General features: G+C 61.2%; 21 protein-coding genes and 1 tRNA gene. 16 read left to right on the forward strand and 6 right to left on the reverse strand.

The window, feature by feature from the left end:
* The 3 genes from urtC to urtE are packed head-to-tail and all read left to right on the forward strand — an operon-like array spanning position 1 to position 2,688.
* The gene (gene urtC / locus ACR0FC_RS12970; RefSeq protein WP_480656824.1) at positions 1-1,254 is read left to right on the forward strand and encodes an urea ABC transporter permease subunit UrtC; all 1,254 of its coding nucleotides are present in this window, start codon (positions 1-3) and stop codon (positions 1,252-1,254) included.
* Positions 1,251-1,991 carry an urea ABC transporter ATP-binding protein UrtD gene (gene urtD, locus ACR0FC_RS12975; RefSeq protein ID WP_170340827.1) on the forward strand — a complete coding sequence of 247 codons (741 nt, stop codon included), beginning with the start codon at positions 1,251-1,253 and terminating at the stop codon, positions 1,989-1,991. The genes urtC and urtD overlap by 4 nt, the downstream gene beginning before the upstream one ends.
* Positions 1,981-2,688 carry an urea ABC transporter ATP-binding subunit UrtE gene (gene urtE, locus ACR0FC_RS12980; RefSeq protein WP_170340825.1) on the forward strand — a complete coding sequence of 236 codons (708 nt, stop codon included), beginning with the start codon at positions 1,981-1,983 and terminating at the stop codon, positions 2,686-2,688. The genes urtD and urtE overlap by 11 nt, the downstream gene beginning before the upstream one ends.
* 2 nt (positions 2,689-2,690) lie before the next feature.
* Here the strand turns inward: urtE and ACR0FC_RS12985 are convergent, their stop codons facing one another.
* Entirely contained in the window at positions 2,691-3,536 is an 846-nt protein-coding gene (locus tag ACR0FC_RS12985; RefSeq protein ID WP_170340823.1) for a LysR family transcriptional regulator, read from the reverse strand.
* A gap of 86 nt (positions 3,537-3,622) precedes the next feature.
* Between ACR0FC_RS12985 and ACR0FC_RS12990 the strand changes: the two genes are divergently transcribed.
* From ACR0FC_RS12990 to ACR0FC_RS13000, 3 genes are all read left to right on the forward strand, one after another.
* A complete protein-coding gene (locus ACR0FC_RS12990; protein WP_170340820.1) occupies positions 3,623-4,090 on the forward strand; it encodes a c-type cytochrome in 468 nt (155 codons plus the stop codon).
* 13 nt (positions 4,091-4,103) lie between these two features.
* Positions 4,104-5,012, forward strand: coding sequence for a c-type cytochrome (locus tag ACR0FC_RS12995; protein ID WP_170340819.1), 909 nt, complete (start codon positions 4,104-4,106; stop codon positions 5,010-5,012).
* 102 nt (positions 5,013-5,114) lie between these two features.
* A complete protein-coding gene (locus ACR0FC_RS13000) occupies positions 5,115-5,942 on the forward strand; it encodes a hypothetical protein (RefSeq protein WP_217358629.1) in 828 nt (275 codons plus the stop codon).
* Positions 5,943-6,003: 61 nt separating this feature from the next.
* Here the strand turns inward: ACR0FC_RS13000 and ACR0FC_RS13005 are convergent, their stop codons facing one another.
* Both ACR0FC_RS13005 and ACR0FC_RS13010 read right to left on the reverse strand, forming a co-directional pair.
* A complete protein-coding gene (locus tag ACR0FC_RS13005) occupies positions 6,004-6,660 on the reverse strand; it encodes a response regulator (protein ID WP_170340816.1) in 657 nt (218 codons plus the stop codon).
* A complete protein-coding gene (locus ACR0FC_RS13010; protein ID WP_170340815.1) occupies positions 6,657-7,982 on the reverse strand; it encodes a sensor histidine kinase in 1,326 nt (441 codons plus the stop codon). Before ACR0FC_RS13010 ends, ACR0FC_RS13005 begins: the two co-directional genes overlap by 4 nt.
* Positions 7,983-8,299: 317 nt before the next feature.
* On the opposite strand from ACR0FC_RS13010, the gene ACR0FC_RS13015 reads away from it, so the two are divergent.
* On the forward strand, positions 8,300-9,589 hold the full coding sequence (locus tag ACR0FC_RS13015) for a M16 family metallopeptidase (protein WP_170340813.1): 1,290 nt from the start codon (positions 8,300-8,302) through the stop codon (positions 9,587-9,589).
* Position 9,590: 1 nt separating this feature from the next.
* On the forward strand, positions 9,591-10,976 hold the full coding sequence (locus ACR0FC_RS13020; RefSeq protein WP_170340811.1) for a hypothetical protein: 1,386 nt from the start codon (positions 9,591-9,593) through the stop codon (positions 10,974-10,976).
* Between the two features lie 586 nt (positions 10,977-11,562).
* On the opposite strand, the gene ACR0FC_RS13025 is transcribed toward ACR0FC_RS13020, so the two are convergent.
* Positions 11,563-11,639, reverse strand: a tRNA-Arg gene (locus ACR0FC_RS13025).
* A 114-nt stretch (positions 11,640-11,753) separates the two neighbouring features.
* Here ACR0FC_RS13025 and ACR0FC_RS13030 point away from each other — a divergent pair.
* Together ACR0FC_RS13030 and ACR0FC_RS13035 are read left to right on the forward strand one after the other, a co-directional pair.
* Entirely contained in the window at positions 11,754-12,779 is a 1,026-nt protein-coding gene (locus ACR0FC_RS13030; RefSeq protein ID WP_170340809.1) for a LacI family DNA-binding transcriptional regulator, read from the forward strand.
* On the forward strand, positions 12,754-13,998 hold the full coding sequence (locus tag ACR0FC_RS13035) for a winged helix-turn-helix domain-containing protein (protein ID WP_170340807.1): 1,245 nt from the start codon (positions 12,754-12,756) through the stop codon (positions 13,996-13,998). The genes ACR0FC_RS13030 and ACR0FC_RS13035 overlap by 26 nt, the downstream gene beginning before the upstream one ends.
* A 25-nt stretch (positions 13,999-14,023) precedes the next feature.
* Here ACR0FC_RS13035 and ACR0FC_RS13040 read toward each other — a convergent pair whose 3' ends face one another.
* Complete coding sequence (locus ACR0FC_RS13040; RefSeq protein WP_170340805.1) at positions 14,024-14,722, reverse strand: fumarylacetoacetate hydrolase family protein; 699 nt, start codon at positions 14,720-14,722, stop codon at positions 14,024-14,026.
* 776 nt (positions 14,723-15,498) lie between these two features.
* Between ACR0FC_RS13040 and ACR0FC_RS13045 the strand changes: the two genes are divergently transcribed.
* On the forward strand, positions 15,499-16,932 hold the full coding sequence (locus ACR0FC_RS13045; protein WP_170340804.1) for a pyridoxal phosphate-dependent decarboxylase family protein: 1,434 nt from the start codon (positions 15,499-15,501) through the stop codon (positions 16,930-16,932).
* On the forward strand, positions 16,932-17,699 hold the full coding sequence (locus ACR0FC_RS13050; protein ID WP_170340803.1) for an HpcH/HpaI aldolase family protein: 768 nt from the start codon (positions 16,932-16,934) through the stop codon (positions 17,697-17,699). The genes ACR0FC_RS13045 and ACR0FC_RS13050 overlap by 1 nt, the downstream gene beginning before the upstream one ends.
* A gap of 7 nt (positions 17,700-17,706) precedes the next feature.
* On the opposite strand, the gene ACR0FC_RS13055 is transcribed toward ACR0FC_RS13050, so the two are convergent.
* A complete protein-coding gene (locus ACR0FC_RS13055) occupies positions 17,707-18,849 on the reverse strand; it encodes a DUF3095 domain-containing protein (RefSeq protein ID WP_170340802.1) in 1,143 nt (380 codons plus the stop codon).
* Between the two features lie 136 nt (positions 18,850-18,985).
* Here ACR0FC_RS13055 and ACR0FC_RS13060 point away from each other — a divergent pair, with 136 nt between their 5' ends.
* The 4 genes from ACR0FC_RS13060 to ACR0FC_RS13075 all read left to right on the forward strand — a co-directional run bounded on the left by ACR0FC_RS13060 (position 18,986) and on the right by ACR0FC_RS13075 (position 23,246).
* Positions 18,986-20,158: an MFS transporter gene (locus ACR0FC_RS13060; protein WP_170341450.1), complete on the forward strand. Its 1,173-nt coding sequence runs from the start codon at positions 18,986-18,988 to the stop codon at positions 20,156-20,158.
* Between the two features lie 20 nt (positions 20,159-20,178).
* The gene (locus ACR0FC_RS13065; protein WP_170340800.1) at positions 20,179-21,210 is read left to right on the forward strand and encodes a glycosyltransferase family 4 protein; all 1,032 of its coding nucleotides are present in this window, start codon (positions 20,179-20,181) and stop codon (positions 21,208-21,210) included.
* 103 nt (positions 21,211-21,313) lie between these two features.
* A complete protein-coding gene (locus ACR0FC_RS13070) occupies positions 21,314-22,336 on the forward strand; it encodes an aspartate-semialdehyde dehydrogenase (protein ID WP_170340798.1) in 1,023 nt (340 codons plus the stop codon).
* A gap of 487 nt (positions 22,337-22,823) precedes the next feature.
* Positions 22,824-23,246, forward strand: coding sequence for a hypothetical protein (locus ACR0FC_RS13075; protein ID WP_170340791.1), 423 nt, complete (start codon positions 22,824-22,826; stop codon positions 23,244-23,246).
* Positions 23,247-23,258 lie beyond the last annotated feature (12 nt).

Consider the following 23,258-nt stretch of genomic DNA (forward strand, 5'->3'; position numbering starts at 1 on the left):
ATGACATCCACAGCCAGCCCGATGCGAAAGCCATTTGTGCTGCGCTATCCCTCGGTCGCGATCTTTCTGATCGTCCTGGCGCTGTTCACGGCGACCATAACAGTGCTGGGCGAAGGGTTCGGGATCGGCCTGATATCCACCAGCTTCGTCAAGACATTGGGCAAGACCCTCTGCCTGTGCCTTGCGGCCCTGGCGATGGACCTGGTGTGGGGCTACACGGGCATCCTGTCCCTGGGGCATATGGCCTTCTTCGGTATCGGCGGATACGCCATCGGCATGTGGCTGATGTATGCGCGGACCGAGATCATCGTGATCGAAAGCCTCGCGTCCTCGGCCCTGCCACCAACGGCCCAGGAAATCTCTGACGGTATCGCCACCCAGATCTTCGGAGTCGTCGGCGCATCCGAGTTCCCACCGATCTGGGCTGTTGCGCATTCGCTGCCCTTGCAACTGGCTGCGGTCGTACTGGTGCCCGGCTTGCTGGCCCTTGTGTTCGGGTGGCTGGCCTTCCGCAGCCGCGTGACCGGGGTCTACCTGTCGATCCTGACACAGGCGATGACGCTGGCGCTGTCTCTGTACCTGTTTCAGAACGACAGCGGGCTGCGCGGGAACAACGGCCTGTCGGGTCTGCAGAATCTGCCGGGTCTGGATTCGGTGCCGCAATCGACGGTTTCGATCCTGTTCTTCTGGGCGTCGGCCCTGGCGCTGGGGCTGGGCTATCTGGTCTGCGCCTGGATGGTGTCCGGCAAGTTCGGATCGGTCATTCGCGCCATCCGGGACGACGAAAGCCGGGTTCGGTTCCTTGGGTATTCGGTCGAAGCCTACAAGCTGTTCATCTTCACCTTCACCGCCGTGATCTGCGGCATCGCGGGCGCCCTGTACTACCCTCAAGCCGGCATCATCAATCCAGCCGAGATCGCGCCCATTGCATCAATCTACCTGGCCGTCTGGGTGGCCATCGGCGGACGGGGCCGTCTGTACGGAGCGGTGATCGGCGCAGCATTCGTTTCTCTGCTGTCCACCTGGTTCACGGGTGGTCAGGCCCCCGACATCTCGCTGGGATTCTACGCGATCCAATGGGTCGACTGGTGGACCATCCTGCTTGGGTTGTCATTTGTCGCGGTCACGCTGTTTGCGCCTCGGGGCATCGGCGGTCTGATCGACAGGTTTGCCGAACGGCGCGCCCCGGACCGCCACGGCGCCGATCTGGGGCCGGACCTTGGGTCGCTGCGCGAAAAAGAGGCCGACGAATGAGTACGTTACTTGAAGTCTCCGGCGTGTCCGTAACCTTCGACGGATTTAAAGCCATCAACAACCTGACATTCCAGATTGGCCCAGCCGAAATGCGCGCGGTCATCGGCCCGAACGGGGCGGGCAAGACGACGTTCATGGACATCATTACCGGCAAGACCAAACCGGATGACGGCCATGTTCTGTGGGGCGACAAATCCGTGTCGCTTCTGTCGATGAGCGAAAGCCAGATTGCCCAGGCCGGCATCGGCCGAAAGTTCCAGCGCCCCACCGTCTTCGAGGACCAGAGCGTTCGCGAGAACCTGATGCTGGCCCTCAGGAACAAACGCGGCCCGCTGGCGGTCCTGCGGTTTCGGGCCGGACAGTCGGATCATCAGAAGGTCGCTGACCTGGCCGAGGAAATCGGACTGCAGAATGCCTTGAACCGCAAGGCGGGTGAGTTGAGCCACGGGCAGAAGCAGTGGCTTGAGATCGGCATGCTGCTGGCGCAGGATCCGCAGTTGCTGCTGGTTGATGAGCCGGCCGCCGGAATGACCCCCGCCGAGCGTGAGCACACAACCGACATTCTTGTCGCGGCCGCCAAAACCCGCGCCGTGGTGGTGGTTGAACATGACATGGAGTTCGTCCGCCGCCTGAACTGCAAGGTCACGGTGCTGCACGAAGGGTCAGTTCTGGCCGAAGGGTCGCTGGACCACGTCACCAATAATGACAAAGTGATTGAGGTGTATCTTGGCCGCTGAGCTTCTGGAAATCTCGGACCTGTCCCTGCACTACGGCGGCAGCCAGATCCTGAGCGGGATCGACATCACCGCACGTCAGGGTCAGGTCACCTGCGTGATGGGCACCAACGGCGTCGGCAAGACCAGCCTGTTGAAAGCCATCTCCGGAACGCACCCCCGCAGCGGCGGTGAATACCGGCTTGGCGGCGAGCAGATCGGCAAGGCCACATCCTATGAGCTGGCTCGAAAAGGTGTGGCCTATGTTCCGCAAGGACGAGAAATCTTTCCGTTTCTGACGGTCCGCGAGAACCTGGAAACCGGTTTTGCCTGCCTGCCCCGCAGCGAACACAGGATACCTGATTACATCTTCGAACTGTTCCCGATTCTCAAAGAGTTCCTGTCGCGGCGCGGTGGTGATCTGTCAGGCGGTCAGCAGCAGCAGCTCGCAATTGCGCGGGCCTTGATCACGAAACCCAGGCTGCTTTTGCTGGATGAACCAACCGAGGGCATCCAGCCCAACATCATCAAGCAGATCGGCGAAGTCATCCGCCTGTTGCGCGATCAAGGTGAGATGGCGATTGTCCTGGTCGAGCAGTATTTTGATTTCGCGTATTCTCTGGGCGACAGTTTTCTGGTGCTGGAACGCGGGTCGCCATTCCTGAAAGGATCAAAATCCGAACTTGGTCAGCAGCAGCTCAGGGCGGCCGTTTCGGTTTGATCTTACCGGCCCAGTGCTTCGGGCAGGTGTTCCACCAAGGCCCGCTGCACGACGGCAAACCGCGGCGTGCGCGCAATCTCTTCAAGCGTGGCCACCCACAGAGGAACCTCGATTTTCGGATCGATGTCCGGCGCCCGCCGCAACCGCGGGTCCGCATCACCGATGAACGTCGGCAAAAATGCCTTGCCGACACCTGTCGCAGCCATCTGCTCGAGCACAAGGAAACTGTCCGCGCCGATGGTGGTGTCTTCATCCCGCACATGTTCGGCCATCCATCTGGCCGGGACCGAACCGCTCAGCGCCCCGTCCAACCGCATCCATTTTCGGTTGGGGGACCCATCGTCGTAGACCCCGAAGGCCAACGCGCCAGCCCGCTCGCCCACCAAGTCTTCGCCCAGGCGTATTGATGGACGCACGGCAATGTCAGCGGTCAGCCGCGACAGGTCATGGTGATTGTTCCCGCTCAGCAGACTCAGTTCCAAACCCGGATAAAGCGCAGAAATGCGGTTCAGTATCCCGGGCAGCACAAGCTGGCAAAGACTGTCGGTCGAGGCAATCCGCACCCGCCCGGTCGGCGAACGGTCTGCGCCCACGATTGCCCGTTCGACCGAAAGCACCGCATCCTCGACATTTTCCATGGCCGAAAGAATGGCCCGGGCCTCGGGCAGCGCACTGTAACCCGACGGGTTCTTTTGAAAGATCACGCACCCATGACGTCGTTCAAACGCCGCCACCCTGCGCAGCACCGTTGCATGGGTCACGCCCAGCGCTGTGGCCGCTGCATTCAACGAGCCGTGCCGGCTTACGGCGAGTGCGTATCGGATGTCATCCCAGTTTTGATTGTTCATAAGTTAACAAGAAACGCAGAGAAATAAACAATTACAAGAAATTTCGATCAAGTTACCATTCGACACATTCATGTGGGAGAGATACCATGATCAAGAAATTCTCAATCCTTGCGGCGAGTTTGTTTTCTGCGGCCATTATTGGCACGGCCGTAGCCCAGGAAAGCGAAAACCCGGCCGTCAAGGCGCGGAAGGCCGTCATGCAGCTGTATGCGTTTAATCTGGGCACGCTTGGCGGCATGGCCAAGGGCGAGGTGGAATACAACGCCGAGGCCGCGACGCGCGCGGCAAACAACCTGGTTGCCGTGACGCAGATCGATCAGTCGGCCATGTGGCCAGCCGGGTCCGACAATGTCTCCGACCCATCTTCTCGTGCGCTTCCGGCGATCTGGGAGAACTTCCCGGATGTCAGCGCCAAGGGCCAGGCAATGGCTGAAGCCGCGGTTGCGATGCAGGCCGCCGCCGGGCAAGATGTCGAAGCGCTGAAAGCAGCGATGGGACCATTGGGTGGAGCCTGTTCGGCATGTCACAAGGCATACAGAGCCCCAAAGAACTGACAAGGCCCTGACGGTGCGGCGGCTTCTGACGATTGCCGCGGGCGTCGCGGTCGTGGCCGGGCTGACCGGTCTGGTTCTAACCCGACCGCAACACGTCGATCCGGCCGAGTTGGACGGTATTGCCCCTGATCTTGTCAGGGGCGAGACCGTGTTCTTTGCGGCCGGATGCGCCTCGTGCCATTCAGCGCCGAACTCCGAGGGTGAGGCAAAGCTGGTGCTGGCGGGCGGACGTCGGTTCGAAACAGATTTCGGTACGTTCATAGCTCCGAACATATCCAGCGACCCAGAAGCCGGAATTGGGTCATGGTCGGCGCTGGAACTGGCGGATGCCCTGATCTACGGAACCGGGCCGGCCGGGCAGCACTATTACCCGGCCTTCCCTTACACGACCTATACGAACATGACGCCGGAGGATGTCGTGTCGCTGCACGCATTCCTCGGCACCCTGCCGGCCGCCTCGCAGGAAAGCAGCGCGCACGAGGTCGGGTTCCCCTTCAACATCCGGCGAAGCTTGGGCGGCTGGAAGCTTCTCTACCTTGAACCAGGGTGGGTGGTGGACGGTGATCTCGATGCGCAGCAGCAGCGCGGGCGCTACCTGGTCGAAGCCTTGGGCCATTGCGCCGAGTGCCACACGCCCAGAGATGGCCTTGGCGGCTTGAGCCGGGATCAATGGCTGACGGGTGCGCCAAATCCCAGCGGAAAAGGGCGCATTCCCGGCCTGACCACCAACCACCTGGATTGGTCCGAAGCCGACATCTCCGAATACCTGAAGTCCGGTTTCGCTCCGGACTATGACAGCGCCGGCGGAGAGATGGCCGAGGTCATCGAGAACACTTCCCGTCTGTCCGATGAGGACCGGTTGGCGATTGCCGCATATCTCAAGGCTGTTCCGGTACCGGCCAACGACGCCACAACAGACTGAGCCGACGCCCACATCCCCCGGCAACCTATAAGCCTTGGCGATTCGTCTGGCGGCGTGATCTTGGCACCTTGGGCCTTTTCGCTTCACCTTTCGGACCTTTGGTTGGAAATTCGTCAGACCAAAGCCCGATGTGGACGGATCCAATCCGCTTTAGCCTCCCTTCGACAACCAGACATTTGTCGAACAGCAAAGGAGGCTGAAATGATTGCGAACCGGAAACTGGGACAACTTCTCAGCACTGTGGCACTGGCGACGTTGATTTCGGCGGCGCCATACACTCCCAAGTTCAGCACCGAGGGCGGCTTACAGCTTGAGCCCGCTTACGCGTTTGCGAAAAGCGGCAAAGGCAAGAGTGGCAGCGGTCGGGACGACGATGATGACGATGACGATCGGGACGATGATGACGACGACCGGGATGACGACGACGATGATGATCGGGATGATGACGACGACGATGACGACGATCGATCAAGTCGCAGCGGCAGCAAAAAGGGATCGTCGCAATCCGGAACCACCCCGACCGGGTCGGCCGGCATAACCAAGGTCGAGACAACTGCGAACGGGATCGAAGTTCGCTATGCGGACGGAACAAAGGAAGAAATCGAAAACGGCAGATACGAGAGAAAGAATGCTCAGAATCGGACCGTTGAGGAACGGCCAGCCACAGGTGCCGATATCTCAAGGCTTCGTTCCCTGGCGAACGGCATTTCGATCAAGAATGTAAGCGGATCCCGGCAAGGTGGCGCGGCCGGAAGCCGCCCCACAAAGATCGAACGTCAGGGCAACAACATCGAAGTCAACTACGCCAACGGCTGGAAAGAAGAGATCGAGTTCGGGCGCTACGAGCTGAAAGACCCCTTCAACCGGACCGTTGTGGAAAGAACAGCCACGGCCGCAGACATCCGGAGGCTGCAATCGGTCGCGAACTGACGAACAGCGCGAATTTCCCGGACGGTCTCTCGGTCGGAGAGGCCGTTTCGGCGTTTACAGGCTATGCGGGCTTGTTTTTCTTGCCCCACGCGTCGTGCGCGATAAGTGCGGCCTCGACCCGGTTCCGCGCGTGCAGCTTGGACAGGATCGCCGTCATATAGTGTTTCACCGTCTTTTCCTGAAGATCCAGTTCCACGGCGATCTCGCGATTGCTCAAACCCTTGGCCACGCGCCTGAGTATCTCCTCTTCGCGATGCGTGAGATCATCCAGGACATCACTGCTGTTCGCAGGGCTTGCGTCGTTGTTGATCTGAAGCAGTACCCGCGAAGCCAGCCCCGGCGAAACGAACCCCTCCCCCGCGGCGATGCTATGCAGGGAGGCGGTCAGTTCGCTCGCGGTTACGCCTTTGACAATGTATCCAATCGCTCCGGCCTCGAGTGCATCGGCAACATCGCTGCTGTTCTCCGAAACCGTCAGAATCGCGATGCAGGGCGGTTTTTTCATTGCGGCGATCCGGCGTGTCGCGTTGATCCCACCTCCGGGCATCGAGAGATCGAGAATTGCGACGTCGGGCTGGTGCTGAGCGACAAGCGCAACAGCCTCGTCGGCGCTGGATCCGGCCGCGAGAACTTCGAACCCTTCTGCTTCATCCAAGGTCCGCCGCAGCCCATCCCGGAAAATCGGATGATCATCTGCTATGACAAGTGTCTTGGTCATGGTGAGCTCGTTTTGTTGGGAAACAGGGTCATTTCGACGGTGGTGCCCTGGCCGGGACTGGACGAGACCTGAAACCTGCCGCCGATGCTTTCGACCCGATCGCGCAGCCCCAGCAGCCCCTGGCCGCCATCATCGCGCAGAACAGTACCGTCCAAAGGATCAAAGCCGGGTCCATCGTCCTTGACCTGAATGACAATGCAATCGTCGCGTACATGGCAGGTGACGCTGCAGCGGGACTGCGGGGCATATCGCGCGGTATTCGAGAGTGTTTCCTGAAGAAAGCGGAAAACGCACAGTTTGTCAGACACCGACAAATTCGGCATGTCACTGCCATGAAACGAGATTTCAGGCCGCAACGGGCTGTGCTCCGCGTGGTCCTCGACCGCTCTTTTCACGACATCAATCAAGGTCAGGTTGTCGATATCGGGTGCGGACAGCCCCCGGGACAGCGCGCGGATTTCGGTCAAGGACTTCTGCAGCGACTGCTGGATTTCCTCGGCCTCCTTCGGTTTTGGGGATTTGTCCGAAAACGCGGCCTCCAACCGAAGGGCGGCAAGTGAAAGGTACTGCGCCGGGCCGTCATGAAGTTCGGCGCCGAGTTTCTTCAGAAACCGGTCCGTCTGCGCGGCATACCGCCCCGAGGCCTCGACCACCCGCGACCGCAGCATCGCATTCTGCGCCGCCATCCTTTCGCTTTCCGCCAGCCGTTTCTTCAATAGCCTCGCCTGCCGCCGGATGGTGTTGTCCCCGATCGCAACGATGCAAAACAGGACAACCGTGCTTGCCAGAAAGGCGGAACCGACCACCAACCAGCTTGTGCGCCTGGCTTTTGCCAGATCCATCTCCAATTGATCGGCTCTTTCATAGAACTCGGCCACGGCAATGATTTCACCGGACCACAGCTCACGAATGGGGCTGTAGACCTCGAGCAGCGGTATCCCCAACGCCGCTTCGGCAGCGCTTTCATCATGATCCAGTTCCTCGAACGAGCCCGAGATTTCGCCGATCCAGGCGCGCTGAAGGTCGCCCGTCGGCTCGAAACGGTTACCGATGATGCTTGTGTCCGAGGCGTGTACGACCACACCGCCCTGCTTCCAGAACTTGTATGATACGATACGATCGCGCATCGGCTGGGTCATGAATATCTCGTCCAGCGCCCGCCTCGCCTGTTCGGACAGGCGGTCACCCAAAGCCAGTTCCTGGCTGAGAGGTGAGACGATGCTTTCCATATACAGCGCCGCCGAATTGGCCGAGTTCTGCACAACCGCGTTCTGGATTCGATTTGAAACCCATACACCGACGATCGCGGTTGCAGATCCCATCACAAGGATGCTTGCCGCAAGAAAAACTCGCGACAACGACCAATTCCCAATCGTCAGCTCAGCAACTTTCGTCCTCATTGTGGTCCCGACTATGACCCACAATCGAAAACCGCACCACAGACCTTGGTCTGACGTGATCCAGTTGTTCGCCCCAGCAAGCCCCGCCCGCAGCCCCAGAAGCACACCCCGACTTGCGATGCCTATTACGACTTGAAAAACACTCCGCGCCCCGCAAGCATTTACGCAACCGTTACCCCTTTGGTTGAGCGTCGGTTGACCGGCGTTTCTGCGAAAATCTAATAGTTCAAAGGATTTTGATGCGCGCCGCCGTATTTTTCTTGTCGATCGTCTTTTTGGTTTTTTCCGGATCCGCTCAGGCTCAGAGCGTCATTCCGCTTGTCCAGAAGGGCGGGCTGCACGCGGCATATGTGGTTCCAGTGGACACCTTCGACCGCGTGGATGTTCAGTTGATCGTTCTTTCGGGGTCTTATGACGACCCGGACCCGTCCGGCACAGCCCATCTGACCGAGCATCTCGCCGCGTTCTCGGCCGACGCCACCATTCTCAGAAAACCGCGTGAACGCGACATCTACGCCACCACGCACAATGTCGCGACCGTGTACACGAATTCCGGGCTGCCATCCGAGGCGGAGATGTTGTTGCGGCTTTCCCGCGCCGTTCTGGACACGCCATCCGTATCCAGGCAATTTGCGGAGAGCGAAGTCGCTATCGTCCAGCGGGAAACCTTGCTGCGTGAACGGCAATATCCGTTTCGCTGGCTCAGTCGAATGGCACTTCAAAACCTCTACGGTACTTTGCGCGGCCGGGCTGACAACACCGTCGAGGATCTGCCCAAGCTGAGCCTCGAAAAGGCCTATCAGTTTCACAAGGAACACTACGTGCCGTCCAACGTGACGTTGATCGTCTCCGGAAACATTGACCCAGCCCGGGCCGAAGAACTGGTGGCGCGGGTGTTTGGCGACACCGAACCATCTGTAGCTCCGAAAAAACCGTGGTTGGATCACAAGCCGGATCCCGAGAAACAGTCCGTCGTGCGCCTGCAGTCGGATCGGTTGCAACGCGACACCGTGCTGTTCGCAAAATTCGTGGAATTCGAAGACCGCTCCACGAGCATCGACATGCAAGGCGCGTTCTTCATCGGAAGCGGGATCCTGAACGAACGGATCGCCAAGGTCCTGCGCCACGAGGACACGCGGATACTCAACCATGGCGTCAACTGGTATTTTGCAAAGAATGCCGATGTCGAACTGGTGATCGACCTACAACTCATGCCGGGCTTCAGCGTTGATGAAGCCAAGGATCTGCTGACCGAAACCTTGGCTGGCTTGCTGGACGAGCCGATCAGCAAATACGAAATTCATCAGGTCCGTCAAAAGGAGGTGGTCTGGTCCCAGAACATGGCCCGCCGTCCTTCGGCCTTTCTGTGGTTTCTGCAGAACGTCGCCGCGGACGGATTCCCGCCCATCAGCCCGTCGGTCTTTGCCGAAACACTGAGCAACACCACAGATCAGGAAGTTATCGATTTTGCGGAAAAAGTCTTGCAGCCTTCCGCGACATCTTTCGTTCTTGCAGAGAAAACTGACTGACATGAGCGTTTTCAAGGGCCGGCTTCTCACAGTTCTCTTTGTGGCGCTTACCTTGCTGCAAGGTGAGCGGGCACAGGCAGAATTGATTGCGACTGCAGGCGAAACAAAACTGGTCGAGCTCTCTCCGCTTGAGAACGGCACGTCCGCGCTTACCCTGGTTTGGACGATTGACCACCCGACGCTGGACCGCACTGCCGCCATGTCCGCCGCCATTGCGAGCGTGGTGACAGGCGGGACCTCGACCCGCTCATCCTACGAAGTCAGTTCGTTCCTGAAGCTGAAAGGTGTCGAACAGAAAATCGGCAGAAGCGGCAAGAACCTGACGCTCACCGTCTCGGCGCCAAGCGACGTCTTCCCGGAAGTCCTGGTGCACCTCGAGAACGTATTGCTCGAACCCCGATACACACCAAACTGGTACGCACGAGAGCTTGAGACGTCTCGCCCAGTTATCTCGACCAGAACCAGACAGCCGTCGGATGTGTTGAACGAGATTACCAATTATCTGGAATTCGACCCTGCCGCCACGGACGAAGAAACCCTTGAAACCGACTTTCAGTTCGGACGACCTGCTCAGGTCATCCTCAGATCAGAGGGAGAAGAGGTAACGCGCCGCACCGTCCGATTGATCAATTCGCTGCCGGGCGCGCGGTTCCGGCTGGGGCGCGCCCTGAGCAAATGGGCCGAAGGGTGGACGGGCGCGAACGGGGCGCCCTTTGCCCTGCCCAAAGGTATCGTGCATCTCGCCGATCCCTACGCATCCGAAATGTTGATCCTGCTTGCCAATGCAAAGGCGTTTTCGAACGCACAGGACCAGCTTGGCTCGAACCTTCTTGTTGACTACATCGGCGCCAATCAGGGCTCGGAGATGTTTCGGGTCATCCGCCAGTCCATGCGCGCATCCTACGATCCACGTGCGGACTTTGTGGTCGTGGGCAAGAACAAGGCCGTGATCGCGCTGAGCGCGACCGTCGAAGCCAGCGCATGGCCCGAGGTCCACGGCAAGATCATGGAAATCTATCAGGGCGTCCGCGACGGAGGCGTTGTCCCGGAAAGTCTGGAAATCCAGAAAGATCGGTTGGACCGCACCTACTATCACAGATTCTTCACAGACCCTGACTGGGGCGCGCGCCAGTTTCTGGACGAACATCCTGACGGCGTAGAAGGCGAAATCACCCTTCCACTGTTTGAGGCATTCCGGACAGTCTCGACCGAAGAGACGATTGAGAACGCCGATACGCTGTTGCCCCCGGTTGAGGAGTTCCTGGTGATCTTGATTGGAGGAGGTGTATCCCCGTCGGCCGACATGCGGTCGGACGTGTACTGTGCCCTGCCCAAAGGCGCACCGATCAGCCGTTGCCTTAACAAGCTGTCAAACGCGGAATACTGACTGTCCGCGGGCCAATGCTGCGGTGCTTCAAAGAGCAGATGATCCCCGCGATACATCGTCTCGAAGGTACCGTGGGATTGACCCTTTGGGATTGTCTGTCGGTCACGTAAGCTTGGACTTGCCTGTCGCGCAGCAAGGAGAACGCTATGCGTGTTCTTGAGATACTATCTTTGGTTGGTCTGTGTTTGGTGTTGGTATCGCCACTTCCCGGAAGTGCGGCCCCAACGGCAGCAGAGTGCAATGGTGCGGGAGGAAAAACCGTCACGATCAAGGGAAAGACCGCTTGCGCGTTCGCGGGCGGAGCATGCCCAGAGGGGTGGCGCTCATACGATTCCTACCGAAAATGGCAGCCGAAAACCTGCGGTGGAGCGCAATGCACTGGGAATACCAAATGCACGACGAGCCGAGGCTGGTCCAAAACCGCACCAGAATGCAGATTTGAGAGAGGCAGAAACTCTCAGGGCGACTGCACCAAAAGAAGTGTATGCACGGCAAACAGGATCGCCAGGACTGCATGTACGAAGTAAGCGCGCCATCGCGGTTGAGCGGTGAAACCGAACCCGAAATCCGACTCGCGCTGAGTTGCTGGCGACCCCGGCAGGATTCGAACCTGCAACCTGCCCCTTAGGAGGGGGCTGCTCTATCCAGTTGAGCCACGGGGCCGCGCGGCGCCTTCTGTAGCCGGGTTTTTTCGGCTTGTCATGACCTTTGCACAACAGTTGAACAGATTGCCCTGTTCGCGCTAGCATCGGGGAAACAACAATGCAGGTATCCCCGGTGACAACAGAAACGAAACGCCCGCTTACCCTCCGTGATGTCTCAGAAGCGTCCGGTGTGTCGGAAATGACGGTCAGCCGGGTCCTGCGCAATCGGGGCGATGTGTCGGACGCGACCCGCACCCGGGTTCTGGCCGCCGCGAAAGAGCTGGGATATGTGCCCAACAAGATCGCCGGCGCACTGGCCTCGAGCCGGGTGAACCTGGTGGCGGTGATCATCCCGTCGCTGTCGAACATGGTCTTCCCAGAGGTGCTGACCGGCATCAACCAGGTGCTTGAGGATACCGAGCTGCAGCCCGTGGTCGGCGTCACCGACTATCTGCCGGAAAAAGAGGAAAAGGTCCTGTACGAGATGCTGTCGTGGCGGCCTTCCGGCGTGATCATCGCCGGGCTGGAACACACCGAGGCCGCGCGGGCCATGCTGGATTCGGCGGGCATTCCGGTGGTCGAGATCATGGATACGGACGGCAAGCCTGTGGACGCGATGGTGGGCATTTCGCACCGCCGGGCCGGGCGCGAGATGGCGCAGGCGATCCTGAAGGCCGGGTATCAGCATATCGGCTTCATGGGGACCAAGATGCCGCTGGACCACCGCGCGCGCAAACGGTTCGAGGGCTTCACCGAAGTTCTGGGCAAGCACGGGATCGAGATCGAGGACCGAGAGTTTTATTCCGGCGGCTCGGCCCTGGCCAAGGGGCGCGAGATGACAAAGGCCATGCTCGACCGCTCTCCGGAGTTGGATTTCCTGTATTATTCCAACGACATGATCGGCGCGGGCGGGCTGCTGTACCTGCTTGAGCAGGGTATCGACGTGCCCGGACAGATCGGCCTTGCGGGATTCAACAACGTCGAACTGCTGCAGGGTCTGCCGCGCAAGCTGGCCACCATGGACGCCTGCCGGCTTGAAATCGGTCGCAAGGCCGCAGAAATCATCGCCGCCCAACTGGCCGACCCGAATACCGAGATCGAAACACGCATAACCTTGACCCCCAAGATCAGCTATGGCGACACGCTCAAGCGGCGCTGAACGGGGCAAGCTGCAACAACTCGACAACCGAACCGCCCGTGCGTTGTTCATGGATCGTCATGCGCTGGCGGAACAGCCCGCAGGTCCGGCCAAAGGGCCCGATCTGCTGCATCTGATCCACCGGCTGGGTTTCGTGCAGCTCGACAGCATCAACACCGTGGCGCGCGCCCATGACATGATCCTGTTCTCGCGCCGCCCGTCTTATCGGCCGAACGACCTAAAGCGCCTGTACGAGCGCGACCGCGGCCTGTTCGAACACTGGACCCACGACGCCGCCGTGATCCCGATGGCATTCTACCCGCATTGGCACCTGCGCTTCCAGCGCGACGCCGAGATGCTGCGGGCCCGCTGGCGCAACTGGCGGCGCGACGGGTTCGAACAGCAGTTCGAAACCGTGCTGCGGCACATCCGCGACCACGGCCCGGTGTGCTCGGCCGATCTGGGGCAGGATGAGAAAAAGGGCTCGAGCGGGTGGTGGGATTGGCATCCCTCAAAAACGGCGCTGGAATACCTGTGGCGCTCGGGCGCGCTGACGGTGGTAGGGCGCCGAGGGTTTCAAAAGCAATACGACCTGACCGAGCGCGTGATCGATACCCATCTATGCCCCGGCGTGATGGAGTGCGATCATCAAGCGACGGTGGACTGGCTGTGCCACGCGGCGCTCGACCGGTTGGGCTTTGCCACCTCGGGCGAACTGGCCGCCTTTTGGGACACGGTCACCGCCGCCGAGGCGAAAGAGTGGTGCAAACAGGCTTTGACACGGGGTGATCTGCAGGAAATCGAGGTGGAATGTGCCGATGGTCGAATGCGCCGCGTGTTCGCGCCACCAGGCTTGGCTGACCAGGCTGCCGACCCTGCCCCCGCGCCGGGGCGAATCCGCGTGCTCAGCCCGTTCGACCCGATGCTGCGCGACCGCAACCGCGCCCAGCGCCTGTTCGGCTTCCACTATCGGATCGAGGTTTTCGTGCCCGAGGCCAGGCGCACCTATGGGTACTACGTCTTTCCGCTGCTCGAGAAAGACCGTCTGATCGGACGGATCGACATGAAGGCCCATCGCGACGAAGGCATCTTGCGGGTCCGCGCCCTGTGGCCCGAGCGCGGGGTCAAGTGGTCGCACGCCCGCACCCGGCGGCTCGAGGCCGAGTTGGACCGGGTACGCCGTTTTGCAGGACTGGAACAGGTCGCCTTTGCCACAGACTGGCTGCGCGCGCCTGTTTGAGCGGCTGAAAGCCCCTTCTTAGGGTCTATTCCGCCGGCCCGAGGGTCAGGCGGATGGGATCCAACCCGTCGATACCGCCGGTCAGCACATCTCCGGCGACGACCGGGCCGACACCGGCGGGCGTTCCGGTCAGGATCAGGTCGCCGGGCCGCAGGTGATAGAACCGGGACAGGTGCGTGACGATCTCGTCGATCTTCCAGATCAGTTCGGACAGGGTGGCGTCCTGCCGGACCTCACCGTTCACGCTCAGATGGATGCGGATGTCATCGGTCGGCGCCCAATCGGCGGCGCGGGTCAGCGGCGCGAACACCGCGCCATTTTCCACATCCTTGCCCAGATCCCAGGGGCGCTGCTTGTTGCGCTCGCGGATCTGCAGGTCGCGCCGGGTCATGTCCAGCGCGCAGCAATATCCGAACACGGCATCCCAAGCCTGCTGCGACGTCGCCTGAAACACCGGGCGACCAATGGCCAGAGCCAGTTCCATTTCGTGATGATAATTCTCGGTGCCCGGCGGGTAAGGCACGGTTTGCCCGGTCAGAATGGCATTCTGCGGGGACTTGGTGAAATAGAACGGCGCCTCGCGGTCAACCTCGTTTCCCATCTCGGCCGCATGGGCGGCATAGTTCCGTCCCACGCAGAAGATGCGCCCCACCGGATAGGTGTTGGCCTCTCCAACTACTGGTATCTGCACCACATCCGGCAGGGAAAACAGAGATTTGGCCATATTGCATCCTTTCCTTCATATTGCAGCGCAGACTAAAGGAGACACTCCGCTGTTCAACCCGGCAAACACGCCGATTATTGCCGGCCCGCCTGTACGTTTCGGCGCGAAGTTGCCAAGGCCGCGGACCTGGGCGCAAACCAGTTTCATCCGCGCAGACTATCCGTCTTTATTCCAGGGAAACTTGGGACCGCCCTGTTTAATAAACCGCACAGGCCGCGCATCATGAACGGAAATATCGGGCAGATATTCGAAGGCAGCGCAACAGGCCCACTGGCCGCGTCACTTTATTGCGACTTGGTTTCGCGGTCAGGTGCGCTAGGTTTTCTTTCAGGCGGTCGGCGCGCCCAGCCAATCAAGCTTTGTTCATCAGCGTGCCACCATCACGAATACCAAGGAAAAATTACGGTTTCGGAGAACCGCCGCTCTGGCCTCATCCCCCTGGGTGCTTGGGCTGCGCTGTCGGGGTGCAATTTGGGCACCTCACATTCTCCGATTCAGGGCCGGAGCCCTTCAACACAGGGATTCTTCGGCCCCGGGCCAGGCAAATAACTTCAGACACCGTCTGGCCACCCCGCCGGAGTCGACCCCTAGTTTCTCCGGCGGGGTTCTCCGATCCGCACAACCGGTGCGTTTTTCTTTATTAGAGCCTGAATTTGGATCGAACGGGCGCCACGGTCCCACCTCACAGCGCCCTCGTCGTCCGGAATTTGATTGACCTGCCCGCCTGCATCGCCATCACTTGCCCGCGAAAGATGCGAAGGCGGAAGGCAGGGCAGATGAGATGGGATGAATTCTCGGAATGGGGCAAACGCATTTCCGAGTGGACGCAACATTATCACCAAACCGTCGGCCAGCACCCGGTGCGCGCCCGGACCGAGCCCGGCGAGGTGCTGAACGCGCTTCCCGCGACGGCGCCGGAACAAGGCGAACCGATAGAAGGGATTTTCCAGGATTTCGAACAGATCGTGATGCCCGGCATCACCCACTGGCAGCACCCGCGCTTCTTCGCCTATTTCAACTCGAACGCCTCGGCGCCGTCCGTGCTGGCCGAGTTTCTGGCCAGCGCGATCGCGCCGCAATGCATGTTGTGGCAGACCTCGCCCGCGGCGACCGAGATGGAAACCCGGATGATGGACTGGCTGCGGCAGGCGCTGGACCTGCCCGAAGGCTTTGCCGGGGTAATCCAGGACTCAGCCTCGTCGGCCACGCTGGCCGCCGTTCTGACCATGCGGGAAAAGGCGCTGAACTGGCAGGGCAACCGTCAGGGCCTGTTCGGGCAGACACCCTTGCGCGTCTATTGCTCGTCCGAGGTGCACACATCGGTCGACCGCGCCATCTGGGTAGCCGGGATCGGGCAGGACAATCTGGTGCGCGTCCCGATCAAGGGTGACTGGCGCGGGATGGACCCCGCAGCGCTCGAAGCCGCGATCCGGGCCGATCTGGACGCCGGCCTTCACCCCACGGGAGTGATCCTGTGCGTCGGCGGCACCGGAACCGGCGCGACCGATCCGGTGGATGAGTGTCTGGAAGTCGCGCAGAAATACGGGCTGTACACGCATGTGGATGCAGCCTGGGCCGGGTCGGCGATGATCTGCCCCGAATACCGCCACTATTGGCCGGGGATCGACCAAGCCGACAGCATCGTCTTCAACCCGCACAAATGGTTGGGGGTTCAGTTCGACTGCTGCGCGCATTTCCTGAAAAACCCCGACGATCTGGTGCAGACGCTGGCGATCAGTCCCGAATATCTGAAAACCCATGGTCAGGACGGGATCATCAACTTTTCGGAATGGTCGGTGCCGCTGGGCCGCCGGTTTCGGGCGCTGAAACTGTGGTTCGTGATCCGCGCCTACGGGCTGGAAGGGCTGCGCGCGCGGCTGCGCAACCACGTCAACTGGTCGCGCGACCTGCATGACCGACTGGCGGCCGAGCCGGATTTTCGGATCGTCACCCCGCCTATGTGGTCCCTGTGGACCTTCCGCTATGAACCGGCCGATGCTGCGGATCTGGACGACCTGAACCTGCGGCTGGTCAACGCCATCAATGATGACGGGCGAATCTATCTGACCCAGACCCGGGCCGATGGCGACATCGTCATCCGCTTTCAGGCCGGCCAGTTCGAAACCACCGAGGAGGACGTCCGGATGGCCTTTGACGTGATCACCGAAATCGCCCGCACCTTGCCCACACCCCCGCAGGAGGACCGCTGATGCCCGCCCCCAAAAACCCGTTCAAACAGGCTCTGACAAAGGGCGAAATGCAGATCGGCTGCTGGATGAGCTTTGCTGAAGCCATCACCGCGGAAATCATGGGAACCGCCGGTTTCGACTGGCTGGTGATCGATGGCGAACATGCGCCGAATGACATCCGTTCGATCCGCGATCAACTGATTGCGCTGGCCAACAGCCCTTCGCACGCGGTGGTGCGGCTGCCCGTCGGCGAGACCTGGATGATCAAGACCGTGCTGGATGCCGGCGCTCAGACGATTCTGGTGCCGATGGTCGAAAGCGCAGATCAGGCGCGCGAGCTGGTTCGGGCCTGCCAGTACCCGCCCGGAGGTGTGCGGGGTGTCGGGGCCGCCGCAACACGGGCGACAATGTACGGCACGATCCCCGATTACGTGGCCACGGCCGACCCCGAGATCTGTTTGCTGGTTCAGGTGGAAAACCTTGCGGGCATGGCCGCGCTGGACGACATCCTTCAGGTCGAGGGCGTGGACGGCGTTTTCATCGGCCCGGCCGATCTGTCCACCGACATGGGTTACAAAGGCGACAGCACGGTGCCAGAGGTCCGCACCGCCATCGCGGATGCTTTGAAACGGATCCGGGCAGCAGGCAAGGCGCCGGGTATTCTGGGCACCAATGATGAAGCGGTTCAAGCGTATCGGGACATGGGCGCGCAGTTCCTGGCGGTCGGTATCGACGTCATGCTGCTGGCTCAGGCCGCCCGCGGGCTGGCCGCGAAATGGCGTCCCTGAGAGCGGCTCATCCCTGCATTTCGGCGGCGGCCTGCGCATAGCCGCCCGATGCACCATCGACGAAATGTACGTGATCGTCGCGCGTGGCGGCGGGCACGAAGCAGGTCATCATCGCCTCTTGCTGGGAATGGATGCCGTATCTGATTTTGCCGCGTCCGCGCGCATCTTCCAGGGTCCGGGCGATGCGCGACAGGGTCTCGTCGTCACAATCCAGCGTCATCTTCAACCCGTCATCAAACTTGCGGAAATCCGCATTTCGGCTGACCATGTTCTTGTAGTGGCCCGGCTCAAACTCGCCCAGTTGCTTGCCTGATTTGAACAGCAGCCAAATCAGCAGGTTCTGCACAAGCAGCGCGGCCTTGCGCACGGCCAGATTGCGCCCAGCGCGCGAGACATGGGCATCCAGTGCAAGACCCGGAGGTGGCCACTTGATCGGAGGGCCGCCGGCCGGCACGGGATGGCCCGCGCGCTCCAGAGCCTCAGATGCGGACAGAACTGATTGCGCCAGATCAGCAAAATCGCGTTCTGTCGCCTGCGCAGTGGGCTGGATGACAAGTGACACGATCTGCCCATGCCGCGCAGGGCTGTTGGACCAGCGGCAGGACAGACCGGTCAGGTCGGGCTGCGCGTCTGACCCGGCGGGCGGAACCTCGTACCGGCCAGCTTTCATCTGCGCCTCGGCCCAGGCCAGTCCGCCACCGGTGAACATGGCATAATCCACCCCCGAGGACGGCGCATAGCGCGCTACCCGCAAGTCGTGCCCCTCCCCACGCACGTCGGACACAGGAACCAAAGCCGCACGTAGCGCGATGCCGAACTCGGTTTCCGCCCAACTGCGCAGCGCGGCCAAGGTGTCGCGCGCCATGTCGGCATCGTCCTTCGGGATGGCAAATCCGGCGCCGTCGCCACCAAATACATAGGGAAAAACTCGCCCGCTCAGCGCGTTGATCATGCCTGAGATCACCGCCGCGCCCACCATGTTCACCGTCTTGTAGCGACCACGCGCGATTTCGCCGGTCGAGTCCACGATATCGGCGACGCCCACGATCCAGTCATCCGGGACCGGGGTGAATTGTTCCGGATCCGACAGCGCAAGAAAGTCGCGTGTAATGGGTACGCGGTCGTAGAATCCGATATCGGCGGTCTTCATTGTCCCTCCCGTTTGCTTGCCGCAATGATAGCGTAGTGCGGGGGCGTTTCCCGATACTGCAACATATCACACGCGCTTGTGCATGGCATCGGGACGTGCCAAGCATCCCACCAAGGCGGACGGCAAGGAGACCGACATGCAGGCAGGTTTGGTGATCTTGTGTCTGGCCTATGTCCTCAGCCAGTTCTTCCGCGCGTTCCTTGCGGTTCTGACTGCCGATCTGGCGCGAGACATCGGCGCCACGCCCGAAGATCTGGCCTGGGCCTCGGGTCTGTGGTTTCTGGTCTTTGCGGCGATGCAGATCCCGGTGGGCTGGGCGCTGGACCGGGTTGGCCCCCGGCAGACGGCGGCGGTTCTGCTACTGATCGGCGGCGCGGGTGGGGCCGCGGTGTTCGCGCTGGCCGCGACGCCCCTGCATGTGGCGGTGGCGATGGCGTTGATCGGGGTCGGGTGTTCGCCGGTTCTGATGGCCTCGTATTTCATCTTTGCCCGCGAATACCCGCCCGCGAAGTTCGCGACCCTGGCCGCGGTGATGCTGGGCGTGGGGTCGGTCGGCAACCTCGTGGCCTCGTACCCTACGGCGCTGGCGGTCGAGCTGATGGGCTGGCGCGCGACGCTGGCGGGGTTGGCCGCGATCTCGGGCGCCGTGGCCGTGGGCATCTGGGTGACGGTCAAAGACCCCGCGCGGGTGGTGTCAGAGCAGAAAGGGTCGGTTCTGGACCTGCTGCGCGAACCTGCGCTGTGGGCGATTTTGCCGTTGATGCTGGTGGCCTATGCACCCTCGGCCGCGCTGCGGGGGCTGTGGGCCGGCCCCTATCTGCTGGACGTGTTCGGGCTGAGCGCCACCCAGATCGGGCAGGCCACGCTGGTCATGGGCGCCGCGATGATCGCGGGCACTTTTGCCTATGGCCCGCTGGACCGGCTGCTGAACACCCGAAAATGGGTGATCTTCGGCGGCAACGCGCTGGCGGTGCTGGCGCTGGGGCTGCTGGGGCTGTGGGTCGCCGAGGCCGTCTGGCTGTCGGTTCTACTGATGGCGCTGATCGGGTTTCTGGGGGCATCCTTCCCGGTGATCATGGCGCATGGGCGCGCCTTCATCCCGGCGCATCTGGTGGGGCGCGGCGTGACCCTGCTGAACCTGTTTGGGATCGGCGGCGTGGGGCTGGCGCAATTCGCCACCGGCCGCATCCATGCGGCGACGGTGGACATGGGGCCAACCGCACCCTACACAGCGATATTCGCCTTCTTTGCCGTCACGCTGACGATCGGCTGCGTGATCTACCTGTTCAGCCGTGACAGCATGGAGTGAGACCCGCAGGAGCGCGCGCCGTGAACGACCCCGTTGTTATTGCCCCAAACCTAAAACGCCGCCTGTCCGGCGTGACCGCCACGATCGCGCGGCTGGTGCCGTTGCAGGCACAGTGGATCGACATCGCAGCCACCGGTCCGGGTCTGCCTTCGGACATCCCGCACATCCCGCTGGGCCGCCTGCCCTTTCTGTCGCGCAAGACGCTGCGGGTCTGGCACGCCCGCCGCAACACCGAGATGCTGCTGGGCCTGATCCTGCGCGACCTGCTGCGGCTGCGGCTGAAACTGCTGTTCACCAGCGCCTCGCAGCGGGCGCACACGGGCTATACCAAGTGGCTGATCGGCAAGATGGACGCGGTGGTGGCCACCTCGCGAAAGACGGCCGGATACCTCGAGCGCGACGCGCAGGTGATCATGCACGGCATCAACCTGCAAGATTTCACGCCACCCGCCGACAAGGCGGGGCTGCGGACACAAATGGGCCTGCCCGACGGGCTGTTGCTGGGCTGCTATGGCCGCATCCGCCACCAGAAGGGCACCGACGCCTTCGTCGATGCGATGATCGACCTGTGCGGGCAAGTCCCCGACGTGCATGGCATCGTCATGGGCCGCGCGACCGAGAAACACAGCGCTTTCCTGACCGAACTGAAGGACAAGGTGGCCCAAGCCGGCCTGTCCGACCGCATACTGTTCAAGCCCGAGGTCACCGTGGACAAGATCGCCCAATGGTACCAGGTGCTGGATCTGTTTATCGCCCCCCAACGCTGGGAGGGGTTCGGACTGACCCCCCTCGAAGCGATGGCCTGCGGTGTGCCGGTGGTGGCCACCGATGTGGGCGCATTCTCCGAGATCGTGACCGACCCGACGCTGGGTCGGGTGGTGCCTCCGGGCGACATTCCGGCGCTGGCCGCGGCCGCGGCCGAGATGCTGGCGGACCGTGATTCCCTGGCCCGCGCAGGCCGGGCCGCCCGCGCCCATGTGGAACGGAATTTCGACATCAACGGCGAGGCGCAGGCCCTTGTTGCGCTCTATCAGCAGCTGCTGAAGGCCTGAGTCGCCGCAAAACTGCGTCATTCGGTCAATTCCGCCGCGAAGGCCCTTTTTTATTTTCTGCAACGCGGCTATGAACGCGCGTCCTTAATTCAGGAGACTAGACATGGGCTATCGCGTCGTTGTCGTCGGCGCCACGGGTAACGTGGGCCGCGAAATGCTGAACATCCTGGCTGAACGCCAGTTCCCCGTGGACGAAATTGCCGTTCTGGCAAGCCGTCGTTCGCTGGGCACCGAAGTCAGCTTTGGCGACAAGACACTCAAGACCCAGGATCTGGACACTTTCGATTTCACCGGCTGGGACATGGCGCTGTTCGCCGTGGGGTCCGCCGCGACCAAGGATTACGCCCCCAAAGCGGCAGCGGCCGGCTGCGTGGTGATCGACAACTCGTCGCTCTATCGCTACGACCCCGAGATCCCGCTGATCGTGCCCGAGTGCAACCCTCAGGCGATCCACGACTACAAGAACAAAAACATCATCGCCAACCCCAACTGCTCGACCGCGCAGATGGTGGTGGCGCTGAAGCCGCTGCATGACCGCGCCAAGATCAAGCGCGTCGTGGTCTCGACCTACCAGTCGGTCTCGGGCGCCGGCAAAGAGGGCATGGATGAGCTTTGGGATCAGACCAAGGCCGTCTACAACCCGATCAACGAGGTCGCCCCGAAGAAATTCCAGAAGCAGATCGCCTTCAACGTCATTCCGCATATCGACGTCTTCATGGAAGACGGATCGACCAAGGAAGAGTGGAAGATGGTCGTCGAGACCAAGAAGATCGTCGACCCGTCGATCAAGGTCACCGCGACCTGTGTGCGGGTGCCGGTTTTCGTCGGACATTCGGAGTCGGTGAACATCGAATTCGAGGAATTCCTGGACGAGGACGAGGCCCGCGACATCCTGCGCGAAGCCCCGGGCGTGATGGTGATCGACAAGCGCGAGGCCGGTGGCTATGTCACGCCGGTTGAATGCGTCGGCGATTTCGCCACCTTCATCAGCCGGATCCGTCAGGACTCGACCGTGGAAAACGGCCTGAACCTGTGGTGCGTCTCGGACAACCTGCGCAAGGGCGCGGCCCTGAACGCAGTGCAAATCGCCGAGCTGCTGGGCCGCGAGGTCCTGAAAAAGGGCTGATACACCGAACTAGTCAGACATCTGAAAACCCCGCGGCATGGGCTGCGGGGTTTTTTCATTTTTTGGCAATGCGAGACGGAAGGTGCGCCGGGCATCACCGCAGGTTCTACGCAAGCAAAAGTAAATTCGCCGGGTGAATAGCTATTATTCACATAATCAATTTTTCATGTTTCGCAGCTGCTGGTATTTTTCCGCCCATTGAAGGCGCCTTCGTTTCAATCTCAGCCGAGGGGAAACGAGCCATGATTGATCAAACAGAGCCTAACCTGTCGCAGGAACCGGGGTTCGACACCGCGCGATCCCACGTGCTCTGGAACCGCTGACAAGGCAGATTTTTTCCGGCCTTCAGTGCTCAGCGCCGCACTTCCGGACGGTTCGGGTCGGGTTGGGCAGCGTGGTTCGGATGCCCGCGGTAGAACACACCTTTTCCGGCAAAATCCGATTTTAACGCCCCGTGCGGCTCATCGGATATTCAAAGGAGACCGTTATGACCAGATTGCCCATCTTTTTTCTGACCACCGCAGCCATATTTGCCGTTTTGGGCATGTTGTGGGGTATCCAGATGTCGGCCAGCCATGATCACACGCTGTCTCCGGCACATGGCCACTTGAACCTGATCGGGTTCGTTGCGCTGGCAGTGTTCGGATTCTACTACGCTCTGACCCCCGAGGCGGCGCGCAGCGGTCTGGCGAAACTCCACTATGGGCTGTCCGTGGCAACAGTGCTGGTGCTCGTTCCCGGAATCGTGCTGGCAATCACCGAAAGGGGCGAAACCCTTGCTCAGATCGGATCGCTTCTGGCTGTTCTGACCATGGTCCTGTTCGTGTTCATCCTGCTGCGTCACGGTTTCGGAGCGACAGACGCGGACAACCGCAGGCCGGTGGCCGGCAATCCCAACCCAGCCGAATGAACAAGACCGCCC

It is taken from the genome of Ruegeria sp. BB9 (genome assembly GCF_056539345.1).

Bases quoted from the DNA above. Each gene is read 5' to 3' on its own strand.
- ACR0FC_RS12990 (WP_170340820.1), top strand. From the start codon at position 3,623: ATGATCAAGAAATTCTCAATCCTTGCGGCGAGTTTGTTTTCTGCGGCC.
- ACR0FC_RS13035 (WP_170340807.1), top strand. From the start codon at position 12,754: ATGGCGACACGCTCAAGCGGCGCTGAACGGGGCAAGCTGCAACAACTC.
- ACR0FC_RS13045 (WP_170340804.1), top strand. From the start codon at position 15,499: ATGAGATGGGATGAATTCTCGGAATGGGGCAAACGCATTTCCGAGTGG.
- urtC (WP_480656824.1), top strand. From the start codon at position 1: ATGACATCCACAGCCAGCCCGATGCGAAAGCCATTTGTGCTGCGCTAT.
- ACR0FC_RS13070 (WP_170340798.1), top strand. From the start codon at position 21,314: ATGGGCTATCGCGTCGTTGTCGTCGGCGCCACGGGTAACGTGGGCCGC.
- ACR0FC_RS13005 (WP_170340816.1), bottom strand. From the start codon at position 6,660: ATGACCAAGACACTTGTCATAGCAGATGATCATCCGATTTTCCGGGAT.
- ACR0FC_RS13040 (WP_170340805.1), bottom strand. From the start codon at position 14,722: ATGGCCAAATCTCTGTTTTCCCTGCCGGATGTGGTGCAGATACCAGTA.
- ACR0FC_RS12985 (WP_170340823.1), bottom strand. From the start codon at position 3,536: ATGAACAATCAAAACTGGGATGACATCCGATACGCACTCGCCGTAAGC.
- urtD (WP_170340827.1), top strand. From the start codon at position 1,251: ATGAGTACGTTACTTGAAGTCTCCGGCGTGTCCGTAACCTTCGACGGA.
- ACR0FC_RS13050 (WP_170340803.1), top strand. From the start codon at position 16,932: ATGCCCGCCCCCAAAAACCCGTTCAAACAGGCTCTGACAAAGGGCGAA.
- ACR0FC_RS13020 (WP_170340811.1), top strand. From the start codon at position 9,591: ATGAGCGTTTTCAAGGGCCGGCTTCTCACAGTTCTCTTTGTGGCGCTT.
- ACR0FC_RS13055 (WP_170340802.1), bottom strand. From the start codon at position 18,849: ATGAAGACCGCCGATATCGGATTCTACGACCGCGTACCCATTACACGC.
- ACR0FC_RS13075 (WP_170340791.1), top strand. From the start codon at position 22,824: ATGACCAGATTGCCCATCTTTTTTCTGACCACCGCAGCCATATTTGCC.
- ACR0FC_RS13015 (WP_170340813.1), top strand. From the start codon at position 8,300: ATGCGCGCCGCCGTATTTTTCTTGTCGATCGTCTTTTTGGTTTTTTCC.
- ACR0FC_RS13060 (WP_170341450.1), top strand. From the start codon at position 18,986: ATGCAGGCAGGTTTGGTGATCTTGTGTCTGGCCTATGTCCTCAGCCAG.
- ACR0FC_RS13010 (WP_170340815.1), bottom strand. From the start codon at position 7,982: ATGGGATCTGCAACCGCGATCGTCGGTGTATGGGTTTCAAATCGAATC.